At 65.4% G+C, this 26,393-nt stretch carries 21 protein-coding genes; 9 read left to right on the top strand and 12 right to left on the bottom strand.

Annotation, left to right across the window (positions count from 1 at the left end):
- The first annotated feature begins 3 nt into the window (after positions 1 to 3).
- From ACKTSM_RS02715 to ACKTSM_RS02705, 3 genes are read left to right on the top strand one after another with little or no spacing between them, the layout of a single operon-like run.
- Positions 4 to 1,248 carry a CoA transferase gene (locus ACKTSM_RS02715; RefSeq protein WP_407875607.1) on the top strand — a complete coding sequence of 415 codons (1,245 nt, stop codon included), beginning with the start codon at positions 4 to 6 and terminating at the stop codon, positions 1,246 to 1,248.
- Positions 1,245 to 2,471, top strand: a complete 1,227-nt coding sequence (locus ACKTSM_RS02710; protein WP_407875606.1) for an acetyl-CoA C-acetyltransferase — start codon at positions 1,245 to 1,247, stop codon at positions 2,469 to 2,471. The genes ACKTSM_RS02715 and ACKTSM_RS02710 overlap by 4 nt, the downstream gene beginning before the upstream one ends.
- Positions 2,468 to 3,319, top strand: coding sequence for a MaoC family dehydratase N-terminal domain-containing protein (locus tag ACKTSM_RS02705; RefSeq protein WP_407875605.1), 852 nt, complete (start codon positions 2,468 to 2,470; stop codon positions 3,317 to 3,319). Before ACKTSM_RS02710 ends, ACKTSM_RS02705 begins: the two co-directional genes overlap by 4 nt.
- Here the strand turns inward: ACKTSM_RS02705 and ACKTSM_RS02700 are convergent.
- From ACKTSM_RS02700 to ppk2, 3 genes are read right to left on the bottom strand one after another with little or no spacing between them, the layout of a single operon-like run.
- The gene (locus tag ACKTSM_RS02700) at positions 3,316 to 3,528 is read right to left on the bottom strand and encodes a toxin-antitoxin system HicB family antitoxin (RefSeq protein ID WP_407875604.1); all 213 of its coding nucleotides are present in this window, start codon (positions 3,526 to 3,528) and stop codon (positions 3,316 to 3,318) included. The two genes, ACKTSM_RS02705 and ACKTSM_RS02700, sit on opposite strands and share 4 nt — an antisense overlap.
- 28 nt (positions 3,529 to 3,556) lie before the next feature.
- Positions 3,557 to 4,477, bottom strand: coding sequence for an SPFH domain-containing protein (locus ACKTSM_RS02695; RefSeq protein ID WP_407875603.1), 921 nt, complete (start codon positions 4,475 to 4,477; stop codon positions 3,557 to 3,559).
- Between the two features lie 59 nt (positions 4,478 to 4,536).
- Positions 4,537 to 5,316: a polyphosphate kinase 2 gene (ppk2, locus tag ACKTSM_RS02690; protein WP_407875602.1), complete on the bottom strand. Its 780-nt coding sequence runs from the start codon at positions 5,314 to 5,316 to the stop codon at positions 4,537 to 4,539.
- Positions 5,317 to 5,382: 66 nt separating this feature from the next.
- On the opposite strand from ppk2, the gene phhA reads away from it, so the two are divergent.
- Positions 5,383 to 6,321, top strand: a complete 939-nt coding sequence (gene phhA / locus ACKTSM_RS02685; protein ID WP_407875601.1) for a phenylalanine 4-monooxygenase — start codon at positions 5,383 to 5,385, stop codon at positions 6,319 to 6,321.
- A 44-nt stretch (positions 6,322 to 6,365) separates the two neighbouring features.
- Here the strand turns inward: phhA and ACKTSM_RS02680 are convergent, their stop codons facing one another.
- From ACKTSM_RS02680 to ACKTSM_RS02665, 4 genes are all read right to left on the bottom strand, one after another.
- Positions 6,366 to 6,623, bottom strand: a complete 258-nt coding sequence (locus ACKTSM_RS02680; protein ID WP_407875600.1) for a hypothetical protein — start codon at positions 6,621 to 6,623, stop codon at positions 6,366 to 6,368.
- 95 nt (positions 6,624 to 6,718) lie between these two features.
- Positions 6,719 to 7,576, bottom strand: coding sequence for an undecaprenyl-diphosphate phosphatase (locus tag ACKTSM_RS02675; RefSeq protein WP_407875599.1), 858 nt, complete (start codon positions 7,574 to 7,576; stop codon positions 6,719 to 6,721).
- Between the two features lie 44 nt (positions 7,577 to 7,620).
- Positions 7,621 to 9,792 carry a M13 family metallopeptidase gene (locus ACKTSM_RS02670; RefSeq protein WP_407875598.1) on the bottom strand — a complete coding sequence of 724 codons (2,172 nt, stop codon included), beginning with the start codon at positions 9,790 to 9,792 and terminating at the stop codon, positions 7,621 to 7,623.
- A 103-nt stretch (positions 9,793 to 9,895) separates the two neighbouring features.
- Positions 9,896 to 11,623: an ABC transporter transmembrane domain-containing protein gene (locus ACKTSM_RS02665; RefSeq protein WP_407876403.1), complete on the bottom strand. Its 1,728-nt coding sequence runs from the start codon at positions 11,621 to 11,623 to the stop codon at positions 9,896 to 9,898.
- Positions 11,624 to 11,916: 293 nt separating this feature from the next.
- On the opposite strand from ACKTSM_RS02665, the gene ACKTSM_RS02660 reads away from it, so the two are divergent.
- Entirely contained in the window at positions 11,917 to 13,176 is a 1,260-nt protein-coding gene (locus ACKTSM_RS02660; protein WP_407875597.1) for a polyhydroxyalkanoate depolymerase, read from the top strand.
- A gap of 10 nt (positions 13,177 to 13,186) precedes the next feature.
- Here the strand turns inward: ACKTSM_RS02660 and ACKTSM_RS02655 are convergent, their stop codons facing one another.
- The 5 genes from ACKTSM_RS02655 to ACKTSM_RS02635 all read right to left on the bottom strand — a co-directional run bounded on the left by ACKTSM_RS02655 (position 13,187) and on the right by ACKTSM_RS02635 (position 17,339).
- A complete protein-coding gene (locus ACKTSM_RS02655; protein WP_407875596.1) occupies positions 13,187 to 13,708 on the bottom strand; it encodes a DUF4126 domain-containing protein in 522 nt (173 codons plus the stop codon).
- Positions 13,709 to 13,881: 173 nt separating this feature from the next.
- Positions 13,882 to 15,063, bottom strand: coding sequence for an acetyl-CoA C-acyltransferase (locus tag ACKTSM_RS02650; RefSeq protein ID WP_407875595.1), 1,182 nt, complete (start codon positions 15,061 to 15,063; stop codon positions 13,882 to 13,884).
- A gap of 76 nt (positions 15,064 to 15,139) precedes the next feature.
- Positions 15,140 to 15,589, bottom strand: coding sequence for a MaoC family dehydratase (locus tag ACKTSM_RS02645; protein ID WP_407875594.1), 450 nt, complete (start codon positions 15,587 to 15,589; stop codon positions 15,140 to 15,142).
- 122 nt (positions 15,590 to 15,711) lie between these two features.
- Positions 15,712 to 17,121: a putative O-glycosylation ligase, exosortase A system-associated gene (locus ACKTSM_RS02640; protein ID WP_407875593.1), complete on the bottom strand. Its 1,410-nt coding sequence runs from the start codon at positions 17,119 to 17,121 to the stop codon at positions 15,712 to 15,714.
- Entirely contained in the window at positions 17,121 to 17,339 is a 219-nt protein-coding gene (locus ACKTSM_RS02635) for a hypothetical protein (protein ID WP_407875592.1), read from the bottom strand. Before ACKTSM_RS02635 ends, ACKTSM_RS02640 begins: the two co-directional genes overlap by 1 nt.
- A 66-nt stretch (positions 17,340 to 17,405) precedes the next feature.
- Between ACKTSM_RS02635 and ACKTSM_RS02630 the strand changes: the two genes are divergently transcribed.
- The 4 genes from ACKTSM_RS02630 (at position 17,406) to ACKTSM_RS02615 (ending at position 26,324) form a co-directional block, all read left to right on the top strand.
- Positions 17,406 to 18,677 (top strand): TIGR04063 family PEP-CTERM/XrtA system glycosyltransferase, encoded by a 1,272-nt coding sequence (locus tag ACKTSM_RS02630; RefSeq protein ID WP_407875591.1) that lies wholly within the window; start codon positions 17,406 to 17,408, stop codon positions 18,675 to 18,677.
- Between the two features lie 39 nt (positions 18,678 to 18,716).
- Entirely contained in the window at positions 18,717 to 19,976 is a 1,260-nt protein-coding gene (locus tag ACKTSM_RS02625; protein WP_407875590.1) for a hypothetical protein, read from the top strand.
- 247 nt (positions 19,977 to 20,223) lie between these two features.
- A complete protein-coding gene (gene gltB / locus ACKTSM_RS02620) occupies positions 20,224 to 24,888 on the top strand; it encodes a glutamate synthase large subunit (protein ID WP_407875589.1) in 4,665 nt (1,554 codons plus the stop codon).
- Positions 24,888 to 26,324 carry a glutamate synthase subunit beta gene (locus ACKTSM_RS02615; protein WP_407875588.1) on the top strand — a complete coding sequence of 479 codons (1,437 nt, stop codon included), beginning with the start codon at positions 24,888 to 24,890 and terminating at the stop codon, positions 26,322 to 26,324. Before gltB ends, ACKTSM_RS02615 begins: the two co-directional genes overlap by 1 nt.
- Positions 26,325 to 26,393: the final 69 nt, after the last annotated feature.

The following is a 26,393-nucleotide window of genomic DNA, read 5'->3' as shown; positions in this document are numbered from 1 at the left end:
GCGATGTATGACCTCCTGAACGGCCTTTCGATCATCGAGGTCTCGAGCTTCGTCGCCTCGCCCACGGCCGGGCTCTATTGCGCGCAGATGGGAGCCGAGGTGATCCGCGTCGACCACAAGGCGGGCGGGCTTGATTACGACCGCTACATGCTGACGCGCGAGGGGCGCTCGCTGTCTTGGGAGAACCTCAACCGCGCCAAGAAATCGGTCGCGCTCGACCTGCGCAGCGGAGAGGGCCGCGAGATCGCGGTCGCGCTGGCGGGCGTGACCGGCAATTGCATCACCAACCTGCCCGAAAAGAGCTTCCTGTCGCATGACGCCATGAAGGCCGCCCAGCCCGAGGGCGCGCCCGACATGACCTCGATCAGGATCATGGGCTGGCACGACGGGCGCCAGGCGATGGATTTCACCGTCAACGCCGCCTCCGGTTATCCGCTCATGACAGGGCCGGCGGACTGGGACCCGGCCACCGCGCCGCCGGTCAACCAGGTGCTCCCGGCATGGGATTTCATCACCGGCGCCTATTGCGCCTTTGCGCTGATGGCGGCGCTGCGCCACCGCGATGCGATCGGCAAGGGCAGCGAGCTGCGCGTGCCATTGGGCGATGTCGCGATCGGGACCCTCGCCAATTCGGGTGCCATGGCGGAGATGCTCTATCGCGGGAGCGACCGCGAACGGCTCGGCAACGCGATCTGGGGCGCGTTCGGGCGCGATTTCCGCAGCCGTGACGGGGTGCGTTTCATGGTCGCAGCGCTCACGCCCAAGCAATGGACCGGGCTTGTCGCGGCGTTCGATGTCGCCGAGCCGATCGCTGCGCTCGAAAGCAAGCTCGGAGTCGATTTCTCCGAAGGCGACCGCCCCCGTTTCGAACATCGCCACGCGCTGTTCGACCTGTTCCAGCAGGCCGCTGGAACGCGCGATTACGCCTCGCTGGCCGAGGCCATGGCAGCGCATGGCTGCACTTTCGAGAAGTACCGCACCGCGCACGAGGCCGCGACTGATCCCGCGCTGGTCGGCGACAATCCGCTGTTCGGCCCCTCGCCGGCCAACCCATCGGGCTTCGCCTATCCCGCCCCGCGCAGCTTCGCCAATATCGCTGGTCAGCCTGCCGCCGACCCTGCCCCCGCGCCGTATCTGGGCCAGCATTCGGAAGAAGTGCTCGCCGAAAGGCTTGGGCTGTCTTCGGGCGCGATCGGCAAGCTGGTCGATGCAGGCACGCTCGCCCTATCGGACAAGGACCGCAAATGACCAGAAGAGCCGCTATCGTCTCGCCGCTTCGCACGCCGGTGGGCAAGTTCCTCGGGAGCCTGTCGGCCCTCAATGCCGGAGAGCTGGGCGCGATCATCATGAAGGCGCTGGTCAATCGCTCGGGCATCGATCCCGAACGGGTCGACGATGTCGTCTTCAGCCAGGGTTATGGCAATGGTGAAGCGCCCGCGATCGGCCACTGGTCCTGGCTTGCCGCCGGTCTCCCGCTCGAAGTGCCCGGATACCAGCTCGACCGGCGCTGCGGATCGGGCGTGCAGGCGGTCGCCAATGCGGCGATGATGGTCGAGACCGGCATGGCCGACGTGGTGGTCGCGGGCGGGTGCGAGAGCATGTCGAATGTCGAGCACTACACGCTGCAAGGGCGGGGTGGGGCGCGAATGGGCGACATCACGCTGCATGACAGGCTGTCGCGCGGGCGGCTGATGAGCCAGCCGATCGAGCGCTTCGGCATCATCACCGGGATGATCGAGACCGCCGAGAACCTCGCAAAGGATTACGGCATCACCCGCGAACAAGCGGATGCCTATGCGGTCCGCTCGCACTCCAATGCCGCGGCCGCCTGGGACGCGGGCAAGTTCGACGATCACATCGTGCCGGTCGAGGTGCCGCAGCGCCGGGGCGATCCGGTGCTGTTCGAGCGCGACGAGGGCTTCCGCGCCGACGCCTCGATGGAAAGCCTCGGGCAATTGCGCGCGATCGACGGCAAGCGCGACCCCGATGCCATCGTCACCGCCGGCAATGCCAGCCAGCAGAACGATGCGGCGGCAGCCTGCCTCGTTGTTGCAGAGGACAAGCTGGATGAACTGGGCCTCACGCCAAGCCTGTGGTTCGGTGGCTGGGCGGCTGCGGGCTGCGATCCGTCGCGCATGGGGATCGGCCCGGTGCCCGCGACCGAGCGCCTGTTCGAACGGCGCGGCTATAGCTGGGACGATATCGGCCTGGTCGAATTGAACGAAGCCTTCGCGCCGCAGGTTCTCGCCGTGCTCAAGGGCTGGGGATGGAGCGAGGATGACAGCCGCCGCGATATCCTCAACGTCAACGGTTCGGGCATCTCGCTCGGCCACCCGATCGGCGCGACCGGCGGGCGCATCCTTGCCGACATGGCGGCCGAAATGCACCGGCGCGAGGTCCGCTACGGTCTCGAGACCATGTGCATTGGCGGCGGACAGGGCATCGCGGCGGTGTTCGAACGCGCGGCATGAGCGGTTGGGACGCCTGGATCGGGCGCGAACAGCGCGCCGCTGACCGGATCGATCCGGCGCTCGCCGAGCGGTTCCACGCGACCTTCGACCTGCCCGCACCCTCAGACGGCATCCTGCCGCAGGGTTTCCACTTCTGCCTGTGCACGCCCACCGCGCCGACAGCGCAGCTCGGGCGCGATGGCCATCCGGCGCGCGATGACAGCGCGGCAAGCTTCCTCCCGCCTTTCCCGATGCCGCGCCGCATGTGGGCGTCGAGCGAAATCACGTTTCATTCGCCGCTGGCGATCGGGGCCAGCATTGTCCGCAACAGCCGCGTGGCCTCGATCGCCGAAAAGGACGGGTCGAGCGGCCGGCTCGCATTTGTCGAGATCACGCACGAGACCCATGCCGACGGCGCGCTCGCGGTGAGCGAGGTGCAGACGCTGGTCTATCGCGAGGCCGCCGCGCCCGACGCGCCGCTCGCGCCAGCAGAGCCGGGCGACGGGCGGTTCGACAAGAACGGATGGGATGCGCACCGCGCGCTCACCCCCTCGCCGGCCCTGTTGTTTCGCTATTCGGCGCTGACCTTCAACACCCATCGCATCCATTACGATGCCCCCTATGCACGCGGGGAAGAACGGTATCGCGGCCTTGTCGTCCACGGGCCGCTGACCGCGAGCCTGTTGCTTGGTCTTGCCGCGCGCGAGATCGGCGACAATACCCTGTCGCAGTTTTCCTTTCGCGGAATGTCGCCTGCCATAGCGGGCGAGGTGCTGCACCTTGCCATTCGGCGCGATGGCGATGAAATCACGCTCGGCGCTTTTGCCAGCGACGGGCGGCAGGTGATGAAGGCGACCGCGGCGATCTAGGGCTGTTCGTCGCCCTTGCCAGGCGGGCGGCCCCGGCGCGGCTTCTCGCTCTGCCCCACAGCGATGCCGCGCGCGGCGAGCGCTTCGCGCAGCAGCATCTCGATCTGGGCATTGGCCGAACGCAGCTCGCCTGCTGCCAGCCGTTCGATCGCGGCGTGAACCTTGGGATCGAGCCTTAGCGCGAATGCCTTTTTGGGGGGCGCAGCCATGGGTGGCTCCTGCTCGTAAGCGCGAGATTTACTGGTAAAGCGTCCCGGCGTTCACCACCGGGTGCGCGTCGCGATCCCCGCACAGCACCACCATCAGGTTCGACACCATCGCCGCGCGGCGTTCGCCGTCGAGTTCGATGATGCCATCGGCAGACAGCTTGCCGAGCGCGTCCTCGACCATGCCGACCGCGCCGATCACCACCTTCTTGCGCGCCGCGATCACCGCGTCGGCCTGCTGACGGCGAAGCATCGCCCCCGCAATCTCAGGCGCATAGGCGAGGTGGGTGAGTCCGGCTTCATCGACCACGATGCCGGCGACCTGGAGCCGCTCGTTCAATTCCTCGCGCAGCTCGCGATTGACCACGTCGGCGCTGCCGCGCAGCGTCGTCTTGTCCTCGTCGCTCATGTCATCATAGGGGTGCCGTGCGCCGACGGTGCGCAATCCGGCTTCGATCTGGATGTTCACGAAGGTCTTGTAATCGTCGACATCGAATACCGCCTGCGCTGTGTCGGCGACGCGCCATACCGTGTTGCAGGCGATCTCGATCGGATTGCCGCGAAGGTCGTTGATCTTTACGCGCTCGGAATGGATGTTGTGCGCACGCACGCTGACCTTGGTGCGCATCATCCACGGCCACACCCAGTGCAACCCGTCCTTGCGCACGGTGCCGCGATATTCGCCGAACAGGGTGATCACTGCGGCCTGGTTGGGCTGGATCATGAAGAAGCCGCACAGGCCGACCAGCACCACGACAGCGCTGGTGATGAGCGCGGCGAGAAAGCCGATCTTTTCCGCGGTCGAACCATCGGCCCCCGGCGGCACGGTGAACAAAAGCACCACGGCCGCAACGGTGATCGCCGCGAACAGCGCGAGCATGGCATAGCCGTTAAACGCGTTCCCGAGCCGCTCCTTGCTGTTCTCCATCGTCGAGAGTGTACTGCTGGTCATCCCCTGCCTCCTGGTAGATATAAATATGATATCGTTTTTATAGCAAAAGGCAGCGCCGGTCAATCGTCCAGCGGATAGGGTGTGATCGGTGAGATCACGTCGTAGCTCTCGGCTTTCGGCTCGCCTTCGAAATCGGGGTAATCGATCGCGGGCGGATCGACATGGGTGTCGGGCAACCGGTCGAGCAGATCGCGGATCAGCGTCAGCCGCCCGCGCTTCTGGTCGTTGAAATCGACCAGCGTCCAAGGCGCGTGATCGGTATGGGTGGCGCGCAGCATCGCCTCGCGCGCTTGGGTGTAGTCGTCGTAGAGGTCGCGCGCAGCCAGATCGACCGGCGACAGCTTCCAGCGCTTGAGCGGGTCGGCAAGCCTTTCGCGAAGCCGCTCTTCCTGCAGCGCCTGGTCGGTGGTGAGCCAGTATTTGAACAGCAATATGCCGTCATCGGTGAGCAGTTTCTCGAAGACCGGCGCGGCTTCGAGAAAGGCCGCGACCTCGGCGTCGTCGGCATAGCCCATGACCTTTTCGACGCCCGCGCGGTTGTACCAGGACCGGTCGAACAGCACGATCTCGCCGGCATGGGGCAGGTGGCGGACATAACGCTGGAAATACCATTGGGTCTGTTCTTCCTCGCTCGGCTTGGACAGCGCCACGGTGCGGCACTGGCGCGGGTTGAGCCGGTCGCGCACAGCCCGGATCGCCCCGCCCTTGCCCGCGGTGTCGCGCCCTTCGAAGATCACCACGATCCGCGCGCCCGTGGTCCGCGCCCATCGCGCCATGCCGACCAGTTCCTCGGTCAGCGGCGCGAGTTCCTTGCGATATTGCTTGCCCTTCAATGCCATGTCCCCGCTCCCTCTTGCGCGCATTTGTCCTTGCCCAAGCGCGGTGGTAGTATCAAATGACACGATATGGCTACCATCGCAGAACCCCAGACCGATTTCAGCCGCCTGCCCGAGCTTCCGGCAGACGTCTTCACCGCACCGCTCGCCAAGCCGGCCCATCTCGGCGATGACTGGCTCGAGCCGCAGCAGACCGATTATGCGTCGGACGAGCATGCGATCTGGAACGACCTGTTCGCGCGCCAGATGGAAATCCTCCCCGGCCGCGCGGCGAGCGCGTTCATGGCCGGGCTCGACAAGCTCGACCTGTCGCGCGGCGGCATCCCCGATTTCGGCGATCTGTCCGAAGAGCTGGGCAAGCTCACCGGCTGGAGCGTGGTGCCGGTGCCGATGCTGATCCCCGATCACGTGTTCTTCTGGCACCTTGCCAATCGCCGCTTTCCCGCGGGCAATTTCATCCGCACGCGCGAAACCTTCGATTACATCCAGGAACCTGACGTCTTTCACGACGTGTTCGGTCACGTGCCGATGCTGACCGATCCGGTCTATGCCGATTACATGCAGGAATATGGCCGTGCCGGCTGGAAGGCGATGCGATACAACCGGTTGAAAGCGCTCGGCGCGCTTTACTGGTACACGGTCGAGTTCGGCCTGATCGAGGAGGAAGACGGCCTTCGCGCCTATGGGGCGGGCATCCTGTCAGGCCCGACCGAGGCACGTTTCGCGGTCGAGGCGGAAAGCCCCAATCGGATCATGCTCAATGTCGACCGGGTGATGCGCACCGATTACGTGATCAGCGACCTGCAACCGACCTATTTCGTGATCGAGAGTTTCGACGATCTCTATCGCCAGACGGTCGAGCGCGATTTCGACCAGCTTTATCGCAATCTTGCCCCCGGCTTCACCTATGCCAATTCGGCGGTGATCGATGTCGATAACGTCGTCAATCGCGGCACGCTCGAATACCACCTTCGCGGTGGGCGCGGGAGCGGGGCAAAACCGGTCTGACGGGAAAAGCCGAGCGCGCCGTGTTCGGCGCGGCGCGAACCGGCCTAAAGCTCGATCCGCTGGCGGATATAGAAATGATAGATCGCCAGCGCACCTGCCGACGCGGCGATCGATGCAAACAGCGCAACCGTGCCCAGGCTTCCCAGGATCGTGCCCGAATTGGTCAGCAGTCCGGCCGCGATTGACGCGATCAGACCCACGCCCATTTGCCGCAAGACCTCGCGCGGCTCTTCGGTGCGTGCGAAGATGGACGCGAGCCACCCCGCGCTGCATCCGATAACAATGAGCAAAATCAAAGCCATGGTCCGGGCAATTTTCCTTTCATTTGCGGTTCAGTCATTTCAACAGGCAAAAGGCGCTTAGGTTCCGCAAAAACCGCGCGATCGCGCCGTTTCGGTCAGAAAAAATAGAGAAGCGCGCAGCCCATGGCGATCCGGTAGACCACGAAAACCATCATCGATGCCCGGCGCAGGAAGTTCATCAGGAACGCCATGGTGAGGAACGCCGCGACAAAGGTCATCGCGCCGGTGATGATGGCCTCGACCAGCAGCGCGCCATCGGCTTCGAGCAGGTCGGGGACGATCAGCACACCCGCACCCGCGACCGCGGGGATCGAGAGCAGGAACGAGAACCGCGCCGCCTCGAAGCGCTTGTAGCCGAGAAAGCGTGCCGCGGTCATGGTGACGCCCGAACGGCTCGTTCCCGGCACCAGCGCGAGCGCCTGCGCCAGTCCGACGATCAGCCCCTCGCGCCAGGTCATGTCCTCGAAGCTCTTGACCTCGCGTCCGAACCGGTCGGCAATGCCGAGCAGCACGCCATAAGCGATGAGATTGACCGCGATCAGGTCGGTGAAGCGGATCGAGGCGAGCAGGTCGTCATCGATAATCGCGATCCCGAAAGTCGCCTCGACCAGCCCGTTGAGCGTGCCGGTCTTGATCAGCAGGCCGAACACGACCGCGGGGATGGTGCCGAGCACGATCCAGAAGAACAGCTTGCGCCATGCGCGGGTGTCGGGATCGTCGGCGCCGATGCCAACCGTGGCAAACCCGCCGCGCGCGAGGCCCCAGACGTCCTTGAAGAAATAGACGATGATCGCGAGCAGCGAGCCGACATGGACCGCGATGTCGATCATCGGTCCCTGGTCCGCCGCCCCGGTGAAGACCGGCACCAGGATGAGGTGGCCCGACGAGGAGATCGGCAGGAATTCGGTGATTCCCTGGACCACCGCGATGATGAGCATTTGCAGGAATGTCATGACCCGCGCTCCATGGCAGGGGCGCGGGCCATGTCAATTCCTTCTTACCAGATCCGCACGCGCTGTTCGGGCGGCAGGTAGAGCGCATCGTCCTCGCTGACATTGAATGCCTCGTACCAGGCATCGATGTGGCGCACCGCATTGTTGAGGCGGAATTCGCCCGGCGGGTGGTTGGCGGTCATGACCCGGTTGCGCAGCGAGGCCTCGCGTTCCATTCCGCGCCAGATCTGCGCGAAGCCAAGGAAGAAACGCTGGTCGCCGGTCAGGCCGTCAATGACCGGGGCTTCTTCGCCGTTCAGGCTCATCCGGTAGGCGCGATAGGCCATTTGCAGGCCGACGACATCGCCCAGCGTTTCGCCCATGGATTGGCCGGCGCGCAGGCATTCGGGACCGTTCGACCCCTCGACCGGGCAGAACGCCTCGATGAATTCGCCCATCTGCTCGGTAAACTTGACGAAGCCCTCGCGGTCCTCGTCCTGCCACCAATTGCGCAAGGTGCCGGTCGAATCGAACTGCGAGCCCTGGTCGTCATAGCCATGGCCGATCTCGTGGCCGATCACCGCGCCGATCCCGCCATAATTGACCGCCGGATCGGCATTGCCGTTGAAGAAGGGCGGCTGGAGGATCGCGGCGGGAAAGACGATGCGGTTGGTGAGCGGCGAGTAATAGGCGTTCACCGTCTGCGGGAACATGCCCCATTCGGTCGGATCGACCTCGGTGCCGAGACGCGAACGCATGTCCTCGTCGTTCCAGGTAATCGTCGCGATCCGGTTGGCGAGCGGATCCTCGGCGCTGATCGCTAGCCCATCATAGGTCTTGAACTCGTCCGGATAGCCGATCATCGGCACGAAGCCTTCGAGCTTGGTGCGCGCCTCGGCGATGGTCGCCTCGGTCATCCATTCGTTTTCATCGAGCGCGGCGTTCATCGCGCGGGTGAGATTGGCGACCAGCTCGTCCATCCGCGCCTTGCTTTCAGGCGGGAAGTAGCGCTCGACATAGAGCGCGCCCAATTGCTCGCCGATCGAACCCTCGACCGCGGAAATCGCGCGCTTCCAGCGTTCCTGCTGCTCCTCGCGCCCGCTGATTGTCTTGCCGTAGAAAGCGAAATTGGCATCGTCGAGCTCGCTCGACAGCACCGCCGCATTCGAGGACAGGAAGCTCTTGGCCATATAGGCCTTGAGCGTTGCCAGCGGGGTGTTGTTGAGCAGTTCCATCATCGCCGGCAGGCCGCCGCCGATCATCTCGACCTGTTCGGGTGTGAGGCCGGCTTCCTCGATTTCCTCGGGCGTCGGGGGAAGCTGCGCTGCAAGATAGCGCTCCTGCCCACCGAGCTGAGATGATTCGAGCACCGCGGCAATCGGGAAATCGCCAGCAAGCTCGGCAAGGTCCGTAGGGCTCAGCTCGTTATAGGTGAGCGTCGGGCGGCGAAAGATCTGGCGCGCCCATTCGAGCTCGGCGACCTTGTGTTCGAAGGCATAGACCGCCTCTGCCGCGCCGCGCGGATCGGCATAGCCAGCCGCATCGAACACGGTGGCAAGGTAATCCTTGTACTTGGCGCGGATCTCGAGATTGCTCTCTGAATCGACGAGGTAATAGTCACGGTCGGGAAGGCCCATGCCGTCAAAGCCGATGCTGACGGCATATTGGGTCGGGTTGCGCGCATCGATGGTGACGCCTGCGCTCACCAGCGCCGGGTAACCGGGCTTGCCGAACAGCCGCGCAAGGCTTTCGAGATCGCGCGCGCCGTAGATTTCGGCGAGGTAGGGATAGGCTGGGACCAGCCCGCTCGCATCGATCGCGTCGGTGTCCATGAAGGCGTTGTAGGCATCGACGATCCGGCGCGCCTGCGTGCCCGGAGCGGGATCGGAAGCCACCAGCCCCTCGACAAGGCTGCGCACGTCGCGCGTCGCGCCTTCGCGCAACATGTCGAACGCGCCGAAACGCTGGCGGTCGGCCGGGATCTCGTTCGCCGCGATCCACTTGCCATTGGCATAGGCGTTGAAATCGTCGCCCGGATCGAGCTCGGTATCGATATATTCGAGCCCGACGCCCCAGTTGCCGAAATTCATGCTCGGCGTGGCGGCGTCCTCGCTGCTGGCCGCGTTTTCATGGTCGTCGATCAGCATGTGATCGGCGTGGCTGTCATTGGCCTGCGCCGCGCCGGCAAGCGCGAGCGCTGCCGTGCCTGCGAGCAGGAGAGTGGTCTTGCGGATCATGGTCAGTCCCCGTTCTGGTGCGTTGAAATCGCGTGATGGTGGTCTAGCCGGGCGGACGCGCTAGGGTTGTCGCTGGTCCGGCGCGGTTGGCGCTTGATCGAAATCACGCCGCCTCGGCGGCAAATTGCAGCTTGGCGAGCCGCGCGTAAAGCCCGCCCGCGGCGGTCAGTTCGCCATGCGTCCCCTGTTCGGCAATCGCGCCCTTGTCGAGCACCACGATCCGGTCGGCCGCGCGCACCGTGGCGAGCCGGTGCGCGATAACCAGGGTGGTGCGCTCGCGCATCAGTTCCTCGAGCGCCAGTTGCACCGCCTGTTCGCTCTCGGCATCGAGCGCGCTGGTCGCCTCGTCGAGCAGCAGGATCGGGGCATCGCGCAGCAATGCCCGCGCGATCGCAATGCGCTGCTGCTGCCCGCCAGACAATTGCGTGCCGCCTTCGCCCAGATAGGTGTCGAGCCCCTGCGGGAGCGCCTTCAGAAAATCCTCGGCATGGGCCGCGCGCGCCGCCTCCCAGATCTCCGCATCGCTCGCATCCCACCTGCCATAGCGCAAATTGTCGCGGGCATTGGCGCTGAACAGAACCCCGTCCTGCGGCACGAAGGCGATGCGTTCGCGGATCGCGTATGGGTCGGCCTTGGTCAGCGGCACCCCGTCGAGCCGGATGGTGCCGACCTGCGGGTCGTAGAACCGCTCGACCAGCTGGAACAGCGTCGATTTTCCCGCTCCCGAGGGACCGACGATCGCGACCGTTTCGCCCGGTTCGATCTCGAGATTGAAATCGGTGAGCGCGGCGCTGTCGGGGCGCGCGGGATAGCGGAAGGTGACATTGCGGAAAGAGAGCGAGCCGCGCGGCGGTTCGGGCAGGCGTTCGGGCCGCGCTGGCGGGGCGATGGTGGGCCGCGCCTCGAGCAATTCGGCCAGCCGGCTCGCCGCACCGGCTCCGCGCAGCAGCTCGCCATAGACCTCGGTCAGGGCACCGAACGCGCCTGCGACCAGCCCGCCGGTGATGACGAAGGCCGCGATGGTGCCGCCCGAGATCTCGCCGGCTGTCACCGCCAGAGCGCCGCGCCACATCAGCAGCACGGTGCCTCCGAAAATCAGGAAGATCACGATGGATGTCATCGCCGCGCGCAGGATGATCCGCTTGCGCGCGGTTGCGAACGTCGCCTCGACCACGTCGCCGAACCTGTCGGCCTCGCGGCGTTCCTGGCCAAAGCTCTGGACCACCTTCATTCCCGAGAGCACCTCGGTCACGCTTGCCCCGACATCTGCGACCCGGTCCTGGCTGGTGCGCGAGATCGTCCGGATGCGGCGGCCGAAGAACATGATCGGCAGGATGATCACGGGGATCGCGATCAGCAGGCCGAGCGTCAGCGTGGGAGCGAGATAGAGCAGAAGCAGCGTGCCGCCGATCCCGGTGAGGACATTGCGCAAGGCGACCGAGACCGTGGTGCCGACCACGACCTCGATGATCGCGGTGTCCGACGTCATCCGGCTCGAAATTTCCTTGGGACTGTTCTCCTCGTAGAAGCCCGGCGAGAGCCGCAGGAGGTTCTGGTGCACTTTCTTGCGGATATCGGCGACCACGCGCTCACCGATCCAGCTGACGAAATAGAAGCGGAGCGCGGTGCCAAGCCCAAGGATCAGCACGATCATCAGCAGATACTGGAATGCGTGCGCGATTTCCTCCGGCCCGGCAGTGCCGCTGAAGGCCTCGTCGATGATGACCTTGAAACGCCAGGGAATCGCGAGGGTTGCTGTCGCGGTGACAAGCAGGGCGAACAGCGCGGCCGCGATCTGGGCGGGATATTTCGCTGCCTCGCGGTAGATCATCCTTAGCGGCGCGAGCGTGCGCGCTTTTGCGCGCGGCGCTTCGGGCTTGTCGCCCGTCTCGCCGTGGATTGCCTTGTCGCCGCTGTCTTCCGGCTGTTCCTCGTGCCCGTCCATCTGCTGTAATCTAGTCTCTCGGAGCGCAAATTTCACCTGCAAATGCGCACGGCCATGAGGGGCCTGTGGGAAACCGGTTGTCATTTGTGCGTTGCACAAGAGGGCGGGAGAAGCCATCTGGCAGATGGGGAACAGACACGAGGTTCGCATATGCGCGAACCGCCACGAACGGGGCACGAATGCTTTACCACGCTTATGAATTGCAGCGGAACTGGATGAACTCGGTGAGCGCGATCGCATCGATCAGTGCCGAAATGCTCGCCAGTCCCGCCAATCCCCTTGCCAATATCGGCTTTACCCCGCTGGCGGCCAATGCGCTCGACGTGTTCGCCCATGCCACTGCCGCCTATTCGAAGCCTGCCTTCGACATCAACGAGGTCGAAGTGGACGGTCGGGTCTATCCGGTGATCGAGGCGACCGTGATCAACCGCCCCTTCGGCGATCTCAAGCGGTTCCGGCTCGACGGGATCGACGTTGACAGCGAGGTCAAGCGCCCGAAACTGCTGATCGTCGCCCCTATGAGCGGGCACTTTGCCACTCTGCTGCGCGGCACGGTGCGGCGGATGCTCCAGAATTTCGAGGTCTACATCACCGACTGGGCCGATGCGAAGATGGTCCCGGTGAGCGAGGGGCGCTTCGATCTCGACACCTATATCGACTACCTGATCGAGTTCAGCGAATATATCGCCGAGGTCGAAACCGACCCGAAAAAGCGCCGCCGCCCGCACATGCTGGCCGTGTGCCAGCCATCGGTCCCGGCCTTTGCCGCGACCGCCCTGATGAACCAGCGCGGATCGGTCGGCACGCCCGCCACGCTCACCATGATGGGCGGCCCGATCGACACCCGCGAAAGCCCGACCAGCGTCAACGACCACGCGATGAACCGCCCGATCGAATGGTTCCGGCAGTCGGTGATCGCGACCGTGCCGATGAATTATCGCGGCGCGGGCCGGCGAGTCTATCCCGGCTTCCTTCAGCTTTCGGCATTCATGAGCATGAATCTGAACAGCCACATGATGAGCCATTACGAGATGTTCAAACACCTCACCGAAGGCGATCACGACAGCGCCCAGGCGACCAAGGATTTCTACGACGAATACCGCGCCGTGTGCGACATGACCGCCGAATTCTACCTCCAGACGGTCGAAGAGGTGTTCCAGAAGCACTCGATCCCCAAGGGCACGTTCGAGCACAAGGGCGAGGTGGTCGACCTCGGCGCAATCACCGACACTGCGCTGCTTGCGATCGAAGGCGAGCGCGACGACATTTCAGGCCTCGGCCAGACCAAGGCCGCGCTAAAGCTCGCGACCGGCCTCGCCGAGGAGAAGAAGCGCTACTACATGGCCGAAGGCGCTGGCCATTACGGCATCTTCAACGGCAGCAAGTGGCGCGACAAGGTCGCCCCGGTGGTCGAGGAATTCATCGCCAGGCACGGGTGATACGCGCTGGCTAGGGCGTTGGCGTGTCGGCGCTCTTGCCCTTGAAGGCTGCGCGAATGTTGCCCAGCACGCGCCAGGCGGTCCACACCAGCACCGCCGCTATTACCAGCAGCACCGTTGCAATCCCTCCGGCTATTGCGGGGTATTCGTAGGCCGCCCACAGGAGGCCGGCAGTCGCAACATCCTCTCCGGTCGAGACCAGCGCATTGCTAACCGGCTCGGGAGAGGTGTTGACCACCGCGCGCGCCGAAGCCTTGCCGCCATGCGCGAGAAAGCTCGCCCCGCCGCCGAGCAGGAAAGCGATGACCTGGACCGCCGGGTCGGAAGGGTCGACGATGGCGAGGGCAAGCAAGGCGCCGCCGACCGGGCGCACCAGCGTGTGGACACTGTCCCAGATCGAATCGAGCCACATCACCTTGTCGGCCAGGAACTCCGCCAGCGCGGCGAGCGCGGCAATCCCCATGACCCACGGGTTTTCAAGCACTGCGAGGCTGGCGAGATGTTCGGGCACCGGCAGCGCGTCGAGCCGCATGGCGAGCCCGGTGGCGAAAACGCACAGATAGAGCCGCCAGCCAGCCAGCCAGCAGGCTCACGCTTCCGGCAATCCCGATGATCTCCATGATGCCCAAGGCAAAACTCCCGCCCAACCGAAAGGTCGAGCGGGAGTTTGATGCGTCACGCCCCGAAAGGCAAACGGGTGCAGGTCTAGAAGACCTCGAACAGCCCTGCCGCGCCCATGCCGCCGCCGACGCACATGGTGACGACGACGTATTTCGCGCCGCGGCGCTTGCCTTCGATCAGCGCGTGGCCGGTGCAGCGCGCGCCGGTCATGCCATAAGGGTGGCCGATCGAGATCGAGCCGCCATTGACGTTGAGGATGTCATTGTCGATGCCGAGCTTGTCGCGGCAGTAGAGCACCTGCACCGCGAACGCCTCGTTCAGCTCCCACAGGCCGATATCGTCCATCTTCAGACCCGTCTGCTTGAGCAGTTTCGGGATCGCGAAAACCGGGCCGATACCCATTTCGTCGGGCTCGGTACCCGCCACCGCCATGCCGACATAACGGCCGAGCGGCTGAAGGCCCTTTTGCTCTGCGAGCTTGGCTTCCATCAGCACGCTGGCCGAAGAACCGTCCGAAAGCTGCGAGGCGTTACCGGCAGTGATGACCTTGCCCGGGCCCATGACGGGCTGGAGGTTCTGCAGCCCTTCGAGCGTGGTCGAGGGGCGGTTGCCCTCGTCCTTGGAGATGGTGACTTCCTGCTGGCTGACTTCGCCGGTCTCCTTGTCCTTGACCATCATGGTGGTGGTGACGGGCACGATCTCGTCGTCGAACTTGCCTGCTTCCTGCGCGGCGGCGGTGCGCTGCTGCGATTGCAGCGCGTATTCGTCCTGCGCCTCTCGGCTGATATTGTAACGCTCTGCCACCGTCTCGGCGGTCTGGAGCATCGGCATGTAGACGTCCTTGTGCATCGCGATCAGCGAGGGATCGGGCGCGACGCGCATTTCGGGCGTCTGGACGAGGCTGATCGAATCCTGCCCGCCGCCGACGACCACGTCCATGTTGTCGACCACGATCTGCTTGGCCGCGGTCGCGATCGCCATCAGGCCCGAGGAGCATTGCCGGTCGATCGTCTGGGCCGCCACGCTGGTCGGCGCACCGCCGCGCAGCGCGACCTGGCGCGCGATATTGCCGGCCTGGGTGCCCTGGGTCAGCACCGCGCCCCAGACCACGTCATCGATCTCGCCAGCATCGATCTTGGCGCGCTCGACAGCGGGGGCGAAGGAAAAGGAGCCCAGGGTCGCGCCGGGAGTGGCGTTGAACCCGCCCTTGTAGGCGCGGCCGATGGGAGTGCGGGCGGTGGATACGATGACTGCTTCGCGTGACATGAGAGGTCCTTTGAAAAATTTGGTCAAACCTTCCCCTGGGGAGGGGTGAATGGCATTGTCTGCGGGCGCGGCCCGATCAGACGAAGAACTGGGTGATCCACTCGCAGATCAGGGCAGGCTTTTCCTCGCCCTCGATCTCCATCGTGATCTCGACCGTCTGCTGCCACTGGCCGGGGCGCTTCTCGTTCATTTCGAGCAGCTTCCAGTGGCCGCGAATGCGCTTCCCCGAACGCACGGGCGCGATGAAACGGGTCTTGTTGCCCCCGTAATTGACCGCCATCTTGATCCCGTCGAGCCGCGGGATGTCCGAATTGGCCGACAGGTAGGGGATCATCGAAAGGGTGAGAAAGCCATGCGCGATGGTCCCGCCGAACGGGGTCATCTTGGCCTTTTCCTCGTCGATATGGATGAACTGGTGGTCACCGGTCGCCTCGGCGAACTGGTTGATGCGCTCCTGGCTCATCTCCACCCAATCGCTGGTGCCGATGTTTTCGCCGACTTTCGCGGCCAGATCCTGCGGGCTCATGCGCCTGTCTCCTCACCTTGATGCGCCGCGAGCGGACCGCCGTGAAAGCGGGTTGCGAGCGCTTCTTTCGAGGGGCTTCATGGCGCATGGCCGCCAGCGATGCAATGCGCTGGGCGCTGCCGTTACGGCACGGCGAAGCCTGCACGCGGCAAGTCCGCCTCGCGCAGCCGCTGGCGGCGCAATTCGGAAGGGGTCAGTGCGGATTCGGCCTCATCTCCGCGGCGCAGCGATTCGAGCCGTTTCACATAGGAATATAGGCCCACCTGGAGCGCGACGATCATCAGCATCACCGGCTGGTAGGCGATCCCCTGGAACAGCGCGCCGACGAGATAGACGAGGCTTGCCATTTGCAGGCAGGCGGCAAGCGGCGAGATCCAACGCTCCTCTTCGCTGTCGCGTCCGCGCCAGCGGCGATAGATCCGCTCCATCTGCCACAAGCCGAGCGCGTGGAGCACCAGCCAGATCGCAAGGCCCGGATAGCCCTGCTCGCCCAGCACCTCGAAAAAGGCCGAGTGGAAGGCGCGCGCCTCGTCGGTGACTTCTTCGTACTGGACGCTGGCGGTGTTGCCGACCTCGTTCCTCACCGGCATCCGGTAGGTGAAGGAATTGGCGCGGTAGCTGTCGAACCCGCCGCCGAGCGGGTTCTCCTCGGCATAATCGAGCGTCCACTCCCACACCGCGACCCGGGTCGATGCGCTCTGGTCGCCGCCGGGCTCGGCAATGGTCGCCATGCGCTCGTAATAGCTGGGCGGAAGGAAGGGGAGCGCGGCCAGGCCGATCGCCCCCGCCGCGACGATGAAGACCAACCGCTGTCGGACATAGCGCAGGAGCAGAAGGCCGAGAGCGGCGATGCAGACCAGGCCGGTGCGCGCCTCGGTCCCGACCGGGATCAGCAGGCTGGCAAAGATCAGCGCGCCGGCAAAGGCGCTCACCGCCCAATGCGGACGGAACACCGTGCCAAACCGGGTGAACCACACGATCAGCGGGATCAGCGCGATCGCGACCGTGGCGAGCGTCGAGCTTTCATAGATCCCGCTATTGTCCTGAACGAAGAACTTGAGATTGCCATAGCCGCCCCCGCCGAGCACGGTCTTCATCCCCGTCCCGATCACGATGGTCGCGACCGAAAGCGTGAGCGTGAGCGCCAGCGCCTCGATCCGCGCGCGGGTGGTGATGGTGAGCGGCAGGAAAATGGCGAAGACCAGCGCCTTCCACACCCAGTCCCACTTTTCCGCCGCCTCCTCGGGGAATTCGGCGCCCTGAAGCGTCCACCAGCAGTAAACCAGCAGCAACAGCAAGAGCGCCTGCCGGACCGAGAAGCGCGCGCCCTCCTTGCGATCGAGCACCAGCCAGCCACCGAAAGCGGCGGCAAAGGCGATCAGAGAGACCTGGATGTCCTGGATGATCGAATAGCCGATCCGCTGCGGCGCGAGGATGTCGATATAGACGTAGAGCAGCACCCACAGGAACGGCCGCCTCAGCCCCAGCAGCAGGACGAAGCCGATAAAGGCGAGAAAGACGAGATCGAGCATTATCGGCCTGCCGTCTCGGCGGCATCCACTGGTGCTGCGGGTTCGCTCGCGCGCTGGCTGGCGCGGCGCTTGGCTTGCGCGGCCTCGAAGGCTTCGCGCCGGGCTTTTTCGCTGGCGCCGATGACCGGGTCTGAATCGAGATCGTCGCGCATCACCAGTCTGATGAGCGCGAAAGCGAGCAGCGCGTGGCCGATCGAGAGGGAAAGATAGTCGATCATTTCCTGCGCGTCTTAGCGCGCGGCGGTTGACGGCCCGTTAAGCACAATCGGTCTATGGCTCTTGCCATGACCCGCGTCCTGCATGTCCTCGACCATTCGCTGCCGCTGCATTCGGGCTACAGCTTCCGCACCCGCGCGATTCTCAAGGCGCAGGAGGCTGCGGGCCTCGACGTGCGCGCCATCACCTCGCTCAGACACAACAGCGAAAGCCCGCCGCTTGCCGGTCTCGAGACGGTCGATGACCTGCGCTTCCACCGCACCGCTGGCGAAGCGGGCGGACCGGCGGTGCTGGGCGAGCTGCGCGAAACGATCGCCCTGTCGCGCGCGATCCGCGATGTCGCGGCCGAATGGCGGCCCGACCTCATCCACGCCCATTCGCCGGCCTTGTGCGGTGCGGCGGCATGGCGCGCGGCGCGGGCGCTCGACGTGCCGTTCGTCTACGAAGTCCGCGCCTTTTGGGAAGATGCCTCGGTCGGCAATCGCACCGGGAGGGCGGGAAGCGCCAAATATCGCCTCACCCGCGCTGTCGAAACGCAGGTCGCGCACCGGGCCGATGCGGTGTTCACAATCTGCAAGGGCCTGCGCGAAGACCTCGTCGGGCGCGGGGTTGCCGCGGGCAAGATCGGGATCATGCCCAACGGGGTCGACCTCACCCAGTTCGGCGATCCGCCGCCGCGCGACGATGCGCTGGCACAGCGCCTGGGTATTGCGCCCGGCGCGCCGGTGATCGGCTATATCGGCAGCTTTTACGATTACGAGGGCGTCGATGACCTGATCGCGGCGATGCCCGCACTGCGCGAACGGCACCGCGATGCGAGGCTGCTCCTCGTCGGCGCGGGGCCGATGGAGGCGAGCTGGCGTGCTGCCGCATCCGCTCTTCCCGATCCGTCCGCGGTGATCTTCACCGGCAGGGTCCCGCATGACGAGGTCGAACGCTATTATTCGCTGGTCGACGTGCTCGCCTATCCGCGCAAGGCCTCGCGGCTCACCGACCTGGTCACGCCGCTCAAGCCGCTCGAGGCGATGGCCCAGCGACGGATTGTCGCCGCGTCCGATGTCGGCGGCCACCGCGAGCTTATCGCCCATGGCGAGACAGGCTTTCTCTTCGCTCCCGACGATCCGGCTGCCTGCGCCGATGCGCTAGCCAACCTGATCGATCGCCGCGCTGGCTGGGACGCGGTTCGCGCCCGCGCCCTGGCGCATGTTCGCACGCACCACGACTGGCACCTGAATGCCCGTCGTTATCAAGACGTTTACCATCTCTTGCTATGCGGTCATGATAGCAATCCCGCGGCAAAGCCGGGGATGCGTGAACAGGGGTTCGAAGCGCGCGGGTAATCCCATCCGGTCGCATTCGCCATATAGACAAGGGGCGTCATGCGTCTGAATCAGATCATCGAGCGCAAGCCGGACGATCGCCGCGGGTTCGAGCACCGTTCGCACCGTCGCAAGGAACGCCGCGCGCGGCCCGCAGCCGCAACGCGCAACATTGCGCTGCACAGCCTGTTCGTGCCGCTGCTCACCGTGTGGGGCGCCGCCCTGTTCGGCCTGTCGGTCGCTGTCCTGCCCGAGGGCGCGCTCGCGCCGGTCGCGGCGTTGAGCGGGTTGGACGGACTCGGCGCGCTGGCCAAGCCGGTCATAGCCCTGATCGCGGCGGCTGGCGGCGCGGCCACCGGATTCTTCACCGCGGCGGCATTGCGCGACAAGGCGCGCTCGCAACTGGGCTGTCCCGCGATCGTCAGCGCGGTCAAGGCGCGCAATTATGCACTGATCGACCCGGTCGCGGATCTCGGCAGCGAGAGCCTCGACGCGCCGCTGGACGAGGCCGAAACGCTTGCCGATGTCGACGAGCTCGCCGAGCGCCAGCGCGCCATTGCCGAGGCCCAGGCCGACTTCGATGCCGAGGCTCACGAAATTACAGGGTCCGACATTACCGAGACCGGCGACGCCGCCGAGACCGGCGATATCGCGGACGAAACCGAAGCGGTCACCTCCCAAACTCTCCCCGCGCCTGCAGAGGGGCTGCTCGCTGCCAAGCCTGTTCGCGGCGGCGGCGCGCTGCCGCTTGGCCGTCCGGGGACGGCCGGGACCTGGAGCCTGACCCAATTCAGCCCGCCCGCTCCCCCGCCCAGTCCAGCGCCCAGTCCGGCGCCCGACGCCGACCAGGCCGATGACAAGGCACCGCCTGCTCACGACCGTGAAGCCGAAAAGCCGATTGCGCTCGACCTCGCCGAGTTCGCCGATCTGCCCGGGCGCGATGGTGTCTGGGTCAGCGAACCCACATGCGATGCCGCCTCCCCAGACGGGAACCAGAGCGCGCTCGACCGGCTTCGCGGACGCTCGCCCGAAGAACTCAGCCTCGCCGAACTGGTCGAACGGCTCGCCGGAGCGCTCAACGAACACCAGAACGCCGCCGCCGCGCGCGCACCGGGCGACATGGCCGCATCGATGGCCGGGCGCGAAGCCATGCTCGCCGAAGCACTCAAATCGCTGACAGCTTTCACAAAGGAAGGGCTCGGAACCGTTGAAGGAAGCGACGCGCAAGGCGCACGGATCGCCGCTTCACAAATCGGCACTGCCGAGCGCGAATTGCGCGCCGCACTGGTCAAGCTCCAGGGCCTGCGCGGTGCGGCCTGACCTAACCGGTTTCGCATGAAACCATCCTTGGCTCGGCCTCGAAGCGCAAGCTTGATAAAGACAAGCTTGGGCTGCACGTAACAATCCTGTTTTCTTCGCAGTTGCAATATGAACCGCGCTTGGGCAATAGTCGGGTCCTGCATGGCGTGATCCGTGCCCCCTCGTTCGGGCGCGCCTGACACCTGCCGCTGTGGCAGGCCGCATTGCGCGGCCGCCGGCCAGCGGCATCTGACAGGACGGAACTTGCATGGGACGCCCCGGCACCCAGGGTCTCTACGACCCCCGAAACGAACACGATGCCTGCGGCGTCGGCATGGTCGCGCACATCAAGGGCGAGCGCAGCCACGCGATCGTCGCGCAATCGCTCGAGATACTTGAAAAGCTCGACCATCGCGGCGCGGTTGGCGCCGACCCCCTGTTGGGCGATGGCGCGGGTCTGCTGATGCAAATTCCCGACGCGCTAATCCGCCGCTGGGCGGGCGAGCACGACATCGCCTTGCCTCAGCCGGGCGGATATGCGGTGGCGATGTGCTTCTTGCCGCGCGGCGATGCCGAGCGCGCCTTCGTTACCGAGCGCTTCGAGCAGCTTGCGGCCAAGGAAGGCCAGGCGATCCTCGGCTGGCGCGACGTGCCGACCACGACCGAGGGGCTGGGCGATGCGGTGATTGCCTCGATGCCGGTGATCCGCCAGGCGGTGATCGCGCGCGGGGAAGGATGCGCCGACCAGGACGCCTTCGAGCGCAAGCTGCTGGCGCTGCGCAAGCAGGTGCTGAACCCGCTCGCCGCGCTCGCCGAAAAGTACGGCCTTCCGGGCCTGACCGAAACATACATGCCAAGCTTTTCGAGCCGCACGATCGTCTACAAGGGGCTGCTGCTGGCGACGCAGGTGCAGAGCTTCTACGACGACCTGCGCGACCCCGAATGCATCAGCGCCTTCGGCCTCGTCCACCAGCGTTTCTCGACCAACACCTTTCCGAGCTGGCGGCTCGCCCACCCCTTCCGCTTCATCGCGCACAATGGCGAGATCAACACCGTGCGCGGCAACGTCAACTGGATGAATGCGCGCCGGCGGACGATGGAAAGCGACCTGCTCGGTCCCGATCTCGACAAGATGTGGCCGATCATTCCGCACGGCCAGTCGGACACGGCCTGTCTCGATAACGCGTTGGAGCTGCTGCTGGCAGGTGGCTATTCGCTCGCCCACGCAATGATGATGCTCATCCCCGAAGCCTGGGCGAAGAACGAGCAGATGTCGCCCGAGCGCCGCGCCTTCTACGAATATCACGCCGCGCTGATGGAGCCCTGGGACGGCCCTGCAGCGGTGTGCTTCACCGATGGCCGACAGATCGGCGCGACCCTCGACCGCAACGGCCTGCGCCCCGCGCGCTTCTGCGTGACCCGCGACGATATCGTCTGCCTCGCCTCGGAGAGCGGCGTTCTGCCCTTTGCCGAGGAAGACATCGTGCGCAAATGGCGGCTTCAACCGGGCAAGATGTTGCTGATCGACCTCGAACAGGGCCGCATCATCGAGGACGAGGAACTGAAGGCCGATCTCGCCCACGCCGAGCCCTATGCGAAATGGCTCGAAATGGCGCAGTTCAAGCTCGGCGACATCGACCATATCGAGCCCGAATTGTCAGCGGTGCCCGAACACCACACCGCGCTGCTCGAACGCCAGCAGGCATTCGGTTACACCCAGGAAGACGTCTATCGTTTCCTCGAACCGATGGCGGTGCGCGGCGACGATCCGATCGGTTCGATGGGAACCGATACCCCGATCGCCGTGCTCTCGGCTCGTCCGCGCCTGCTCTACGACTATTTCAAGCAGAACTTCGCGCAGGTCACCAATCCCCCGATCGACCCGATCCGCGAGGAACTGGTGATGAGCCTGCTCTCGATGATCGGCCCGCGCCCCAACCTGCTCGGCCACGATGCCGGGACACACAAGAGACTCGAGGTCGAGCAGCCGATCCTCACCAATGAGGACCTTGCCAAGATCCGCTCGGTCGAAGCCGTGCTCGACGGCGCGTTTCGCTGCGAGACGATCGACATCACCTGGGGTGCGAGCGCGGGGGTCGAGGGTGTCGAACTGGCGATCAAGGAAATGTGCTGGGCCGCGACCGAGGCGGTGCTGCAGGACCAGAACATCCTCGTCCTGTCGGACCGCGCGCAGGGGCCCGGCCGCGTGCCCATGCCCGCCCTTCTCGCCACGGCGGCGGTGCACCACCACCTCGTGCGCCAGGGTCTCAGGATGCAGACCGGGCTCGTGATCGAAACCGGAGAAGCGCGCGAGGTGCATCACTTCGCCGCGCTCGCAGGATACGGTGCCGAGGCGATCAACCCCTATGTCGCGTTCGAGACGCTCGAGGATATCCGCGCGCGCAAGCACCCGGAAGTTGGCCCGGGCGAAGTCGAGCAGAACTACATCAAGGCGATCGGCAAGGGCCTGCGCAAGGTCATGAGCAAGATGGGCATCTCGACCTATCAATCCTATTGCGGCGCGCAGATCTTCGATGCGGTCGGCCTGTCGAGCGCCTTCGTCGACCGGTATTTCACCGGCACCGCGACCACGATCGAGGGCGTCGGCCTCGAGCAGATCGCCGAGGAAAGCCTGCGCCGCCACGCCCAGGCCTATGGCGACAATCCACTCTACAAGGGGATGCTCGATGTCGGCGGGATCTACCAGTACCGCCTGCGCGGCGAGGAACACGCCTGGACGCCCGAAAACGTGGCGCAACTGCAGCACGCGGTTCGCGGCGGCAACGGCAAGGGCGACCATGCCAATTACGAGGCGTTCGCGCGCTCGGTGAACGAGCAGTCCGAGCGGCTGCTGACGATCCGCGGACTGATGGAGTTGAAGAGCGCCGACGAGCCGGTCCCGCTCGACGAGGTCGAACCGGCCAGCGAGATCGTCAAGCGATTTGCCACCGGCGCGATGAGCTTCGGCTCGATCAGCCACGAGGCGCATTCGACCCTTGCCTTGGCGATGAACCGGATCGGCGGCCGCTCCAATACCGGCGAAGGCGGCGAGGAGCCGTTCCGTTTCACCCCGCTCGAAAACGGCGATTCGATGCGCAGCCGGATCAAGCAGGTGGCGTCGGGACGCTTTGGCGTCACCACCGAATATCTCGTCAATTCCGACGATATCCAGATCAAGATGGCGCAGGGCGCAAAGCCCGGCGAAGGCGGCCAGCTGCCCGGGCACAAGGTCGACAAGCGCATCGGCGCGGTCCGCCATTCGACCCCGGGCGTGGGACTGATTTCGCCCCCGCCTCACCACGACATCTATTCGATCGAGGATCTCGCCCAGCTCATCCACGACCTCAAGAACGTCAACACCGAGGCGCGTATCTCGGTCAAGCTGGTCTCCGAAGTCGGGGTCGGCACGGTGGCCGCGGGCGTGTCCAAGGCGCGCGCCGACCATGTCACGATCTCGGGCTATGACGGGGGAACCGGCGCGTCTCCCTTGACCAGCCTCACCCATGCCGGGAGCCCCTGGGAAATCGGACTGGCCGAAACCCAACAGACCTTGCTGCTCAACGATTTGCGCAGCCGCATCGCGGTGCAGGTCGATGGCGGGCTTCGCACGGGCCGCGATGTCGCGATCGGCGCACTGCTGGGAGCGGACGAATTCGGCTTTGCCACCGCCCCGCTGATCGCTGCGGGATGCATCATGATGAGGAAATGCCACCTCAACACCTGCCCTGTCGGTGTTGCGACCCAGGACCCGGTGCTGCGCGCGCGCTTTACCGGCCAGCCCGAACACGTGGTCAATTACATGTTCTTCGTCGCCGAGGAACTGCGCACGATCATGGCCGACATGGGTTTTCGCACGGTCGCCGAAATGGTCGGCCGGGTCGACCGGCTCGACATGAGCCGGGTGAACCGCCACTGGAAAGCGCGCGGTATCGATCTGTCGCGCCTGCTTCACCGCGTCCCGATCGAACAGGACGCGCCGCTGCGCCACACCATCGACCAGGACCACGGCCTCGGTGCCGCGCTCGACAATGTGCTGATCGAGGAGGCGCGCGAGGCAATCGAGGCGCAAAAGCCCGTCGAACTCAGCCATGAGGTCCGCAACGTCAATCGCACCATGGGCGCGATGCTTTCTGGCGAAATCGCAAAGGCCCACGGCCACGAAGGCCTGCCGCCCGACACGATCCGCGTCGCGCTCAACGGGGTTGCCGGGCAGAGCTTCGGCGCCTGGCTCGCCCACGGGGTCACGCTCGACTTGACAGGCGATGCCAACGATTATGTCGGCAAGGGCCTGTCCGGCGGACGGATCATCGTGCGCCCGCCCGAAACCGCCCCGCGCGAGGCGGGCGAGAACATCATCGTCGGCAACACCGTGCTCTATGGCGCGATCGCGGGCGAGGCCTATTTCGCGGGCGTTGCCGGCGAACGCTTCGCCGTGCGCAATTCGGGAGCGATCGCGGTGGTCGAGGGTGCGGGCGACCATGCCTGCGAGTACATGACCGGCGGGGTGGTGGTCGTGCTCGGCGCGACGGGCCGCAATTTCGCTGCCGGGATGAGCGGCGGCATCGCCTATGTCCACGATCCCGAGGGGCGCTTTGCCAGCCTCGTCAACCACGCGCAGGTCGATCTCGAACCGGTTGCGCGCACGGCGGACAACGATGCCGATGGCGATCCCGGCGCAGGGCGACCGCAGCAGCGTCCCGTCAGCGTCCACGATTTCGGCATGGGCGACATGCGGCGTCACGATGCCGAGCGCCTGCGCATCCTCGTCGAGCGGCACCAGTTCCACACCGGAAGCAAGCGCGCCAGCGCCCTGCTCGAAGACTGGGACAATGCGATCGGCCAGTTCGTCAAGGTGATGCCGCGTGATTACGCGCGCGCGCTCGAGGTGCTGGAAAGCGAGCGCGAAGAGGCCGCGATGGAGGCGGCGGAATAATGGGCAAGGATACCGGTTTCCTCGAAGTCGATCGGCGCGATCGCGACTATATCGATCCCAAGACCAGGCTCGGCAATTACCGCGAATTCGTGGTCCCGCCGCCTGACGAGGTGCTCGGCGCGCAGGCTTCGCGCTGCATGGATTGCGGCATTCCCTATTGTCACAATGGCTGTCCGGTGAACAATCTTATCCCGGACTGGAACCACCTCGTCTACGAGGACGACTGGCGACAGGCGCTCGACCTTCTCCATTCGACCAACAACTTCCCCGAATTCACCGGCCGCGTCTGCCCCGCCCCGTGCGAGGCGGCGTGCACGCTCAACATCATCGACCAGCCGGTCACCATCAAGTCGATCGAGTGCGCGATCGTCGACCGCGGCTGGAAGGAAGGCTGGATCACCCCGCAAGTGCCCGAGGAAAAGACCGGCAAATCGGTCGCGGTGGTGGGGTCGGGTCCGGCCGGGCTCGCCTGCGCCCAGCAGCTTGCGCGCGCGGGCCATTCGGTCACAGTGCTCGAAAAAAGCGACCGGGTCGGCGGGCTGCTTCGATACGGCATTCCCGACTTCAAGATGGAAAAGCACCTCATCAACCGGCGCTGCGTACAGATGGAGGCCGAGGGGGTGACCTTCCGGACGTCGAAGGAGGTTGGCGTCGACCTTTCGTTCAAGAGCCTGCAGGAAAACTTCGACGCGGTGGTGCTCGCAGGCGGGGCCGAAGAACCGCGCACGCTCACCATTCCCGGCGCGGAGATGCCGGGCGTCCGGTTGGCGATGGAATTCCTCACCCAGCAGAACAAGCGCAATGCCGGCGACGATGAAACCCGCGCCGCCCCGCGCGGCACGCTGAAGGCGACCGGAAAGCACGTGGTGGTGATCGGCGGCGGCGATACGGGCTCGGATTGCGTGGGCACCTCCAACCGGCAGGGCGCGGCCAGCGTCACCCAGCTAGAGATCATGCCCCGCCCTCCCGAGCGCGAAGACAAGGCGCTGACATGGCCAGACTGGCCGATGAAGCTGCGCACCTCCTCGAGCCACGAGGAAGGGGTCGAGCGCGATTGGGCGGTGCTGACCAAGCGCGTGATCGGCGATGGCGAGACGGTGACCGGTCTCGAATGCGCTCGGGTCGAGTGGAAGGATGGCCAGATGCGCGAGATCGAGGGCAGCCATTTCACCATTCGGGCCGACCTGATCCTGCTCGCCATGGGCTTTGTGGGGCCAAGGAAACCGGGCCTCCTCGAACAGGCCGCGGTCGAACTCGATGCGCGCGGCAATGTCGCGGCCGACACGACACGCTACGCAACCAGCGGCGCAAATGTCTTTGCCTGCGGCGACATGCGACGCGGGCAGAGCCTGGTGGTCTGGGCGATCCGCGAAGGGCGACAATGCGCGCGCAGCGTCGACGAGGCGCTGATGGGCACAAGCGCGCTTCCACGCTGATTTTTTTCGCTTTCTTTCAGGTAGCACACCGTGAATCACGGTTAACGGCTTGACCGCGCGAAGAGCCGG

Source organism: Qipengyuania nanhaisediminis (assembly GCF_045862805.1).
GTDB lineage: Bacteria > Pseudomonadota > Alphaproteobacteria > Sphingomonadales > Sphingomonadaceae > Erythrobacter > Erythrobacter nanhaisediminis_A.
The sequence above is the reverse complement of the archived record's forward strand: the minus strand, read 5'-3'. Positions and strand labels throughout refer to the sequence as shown.

What these genes read in the sequence shown, in the direction of transcription:
- ACKTSM_RS02660 (WP_407875597.1), top strand. Translation starts at nt 11,917, where the DNA reads ATGCTTTACCACGCTTATGAATTGCAGCGGAACTGGATGAACTCGGTG.
- ACKTSM_RS02640 (WP_407875593.1), bottom strand. Translation starts at nt 17,121, where the DNA reads ATGCTCGATCTCGTCTTTCTCGCCTTTATCGGCTTCGTCCTGCTGCTG.
- ACKTSM_RS02670 (WP_407875598.1), bottom strand. Translation starts at nt 9,792, where the DNA reads ATGATCCGCAAGACCACTCTCCTGCTCGCAGGCACGGCAGCGCTCGCG.
- ACKTSM_RS02710 (WP_407875606.1), top strand. Translation starts at nt 1,245, where the DNA reads ATGACCAGAAGAGCCGCTATCGTCTCGCCGCTTCGCACGCCGGTGGGC.
- ACKTSM_RS02695 (WP_407875603.1), bottom strand. Translation starts at nt 4,477, where the DNA reads ATGACCAGCAGTACACTCTCGACGATGGAGAACAGCAAGGAGCGGCTC.
- gltB (WP_407875589.1), top strand. Translation starts at nt 20,224, where the DNA reads ATGGGACGCCCCGGCACCCAGGGTCTCTACGACCCCCGAAACGAACAC.
- ACKTSM_RS02680 (WP_407875600.1), bottom strand. Translation starts at nt 6,623, where the DNA reads ATGGCTTTGATTTTGCTCATTGTTATCGGATGCAGCGCGGGGTGGCTC.
- ACKTSM_RS02705 (WP_407875605.1), top strand. Translation starts at nt 2,468, where the DNA reads ATGAGCGGTTGGGACGCCTGGATCGGGCGCGAACAGCGCGCCGCTGAC.
- ACKTSM_RS02655 (WP_407875596.1), bottom strand. Translation starts at nt 13,708, where the DNA reads ATGCGGCTCGACGCGCTGCCGGTGCCCGAACATCTCGCCAGCCTCGCA.
- ACKTSM_RS02625 (WP_407875590.1), top strand. Translation starts at nt 18,717, where the DNA reads ATGCGTCTGAATCAGATCATCGAGCGCAAGCCGGACGATCGCCGCGGG.
- ACKTSM_RS02630 (WP_407875591.1), top strand. Translation starts at nt 17,406, where the DNA reads ATGACCCGCGTCCTGCATGTCCTCGACCATTCGCTGCCGCTGCATTCG.
- ACKTSM_RS02645 (WP_407875594.1), bottom strand. Translation starts at nt 15,589, where the DNA reads ATGAGCCCGCAGGATCTGGCCGCGAAAGTCGGCGAAAACATCGGCACC.
- phhA (WP_407875601.1), top strand. Translation starts at nt 5,383, where the DNA reads ATGGCTACCATCGCAGAACCCCAGACCGATTTCAGCCGCCTGCCCGAG.
- ACKTSM_RS02700 (WP_407875604.1), bottom strand. Translation starts at nt 3,528, where the DNA reads ATGGCTGCGCCCCCCAAAAAGGCATTCGCGCTAAGGCTCGATCCCAAG.
- ACKTSM_RS02675 (WP_407875599.1), bottom strand. Translation starts at nt 7,576, where the DNA reads ATGACATTCCTGCAAATGCTCATCATCGCGGTGGTCCAGGGAATCACC.
- ACKTSM_RS02615 (WP_407875588.1), top strand. Translation starts at nt 24,888, where the DNA reads ATGGGCAAGGATACCGGTTTCCTCGAAGTCGATCGGCGCGATCGCGAC.
- ACKTSM_RS02635 (WP_407875592.1), bottom strand. Translation starts at nt 17,339, where the DNA reads ATGATCGACTATCTTTCCCTCTCGATCGGCCACGCGCTGCTCGCTTTC.
- ACKTSM_RS02650 (WP_407875595.1), bottom strand. Translation starts at nt 15,063, where the DNA reads ATGTCACGCGAAGCAGTCATCGTATCCACCGCCCGCACTCCCATCGGC.
- ACKTSM_RS02715 (WP_407875607.1), top strand. Translation starts at nt 4, where the DNA reads ATGTATGACCTCCTGAACGGCCTTTCGATCATCGAGGTCTCGAGCTTC.
- ppk2 (WP_407875602.1), bottom strand. Translation starts at nt 5,316, where the DNA reads ATGGCATTGAAGGGCAAGCAATATCGCAAGGAACTCGCGCCGCTGACC.
- ACKTSM_RS02665 (WP_407876403.1), bottom strand. Translation starts at nt 11,623, where the DNA reads ATGATCTACCGCGAGGCAGCGAAATATCCCGCCCAGATCGCGGCCGCG.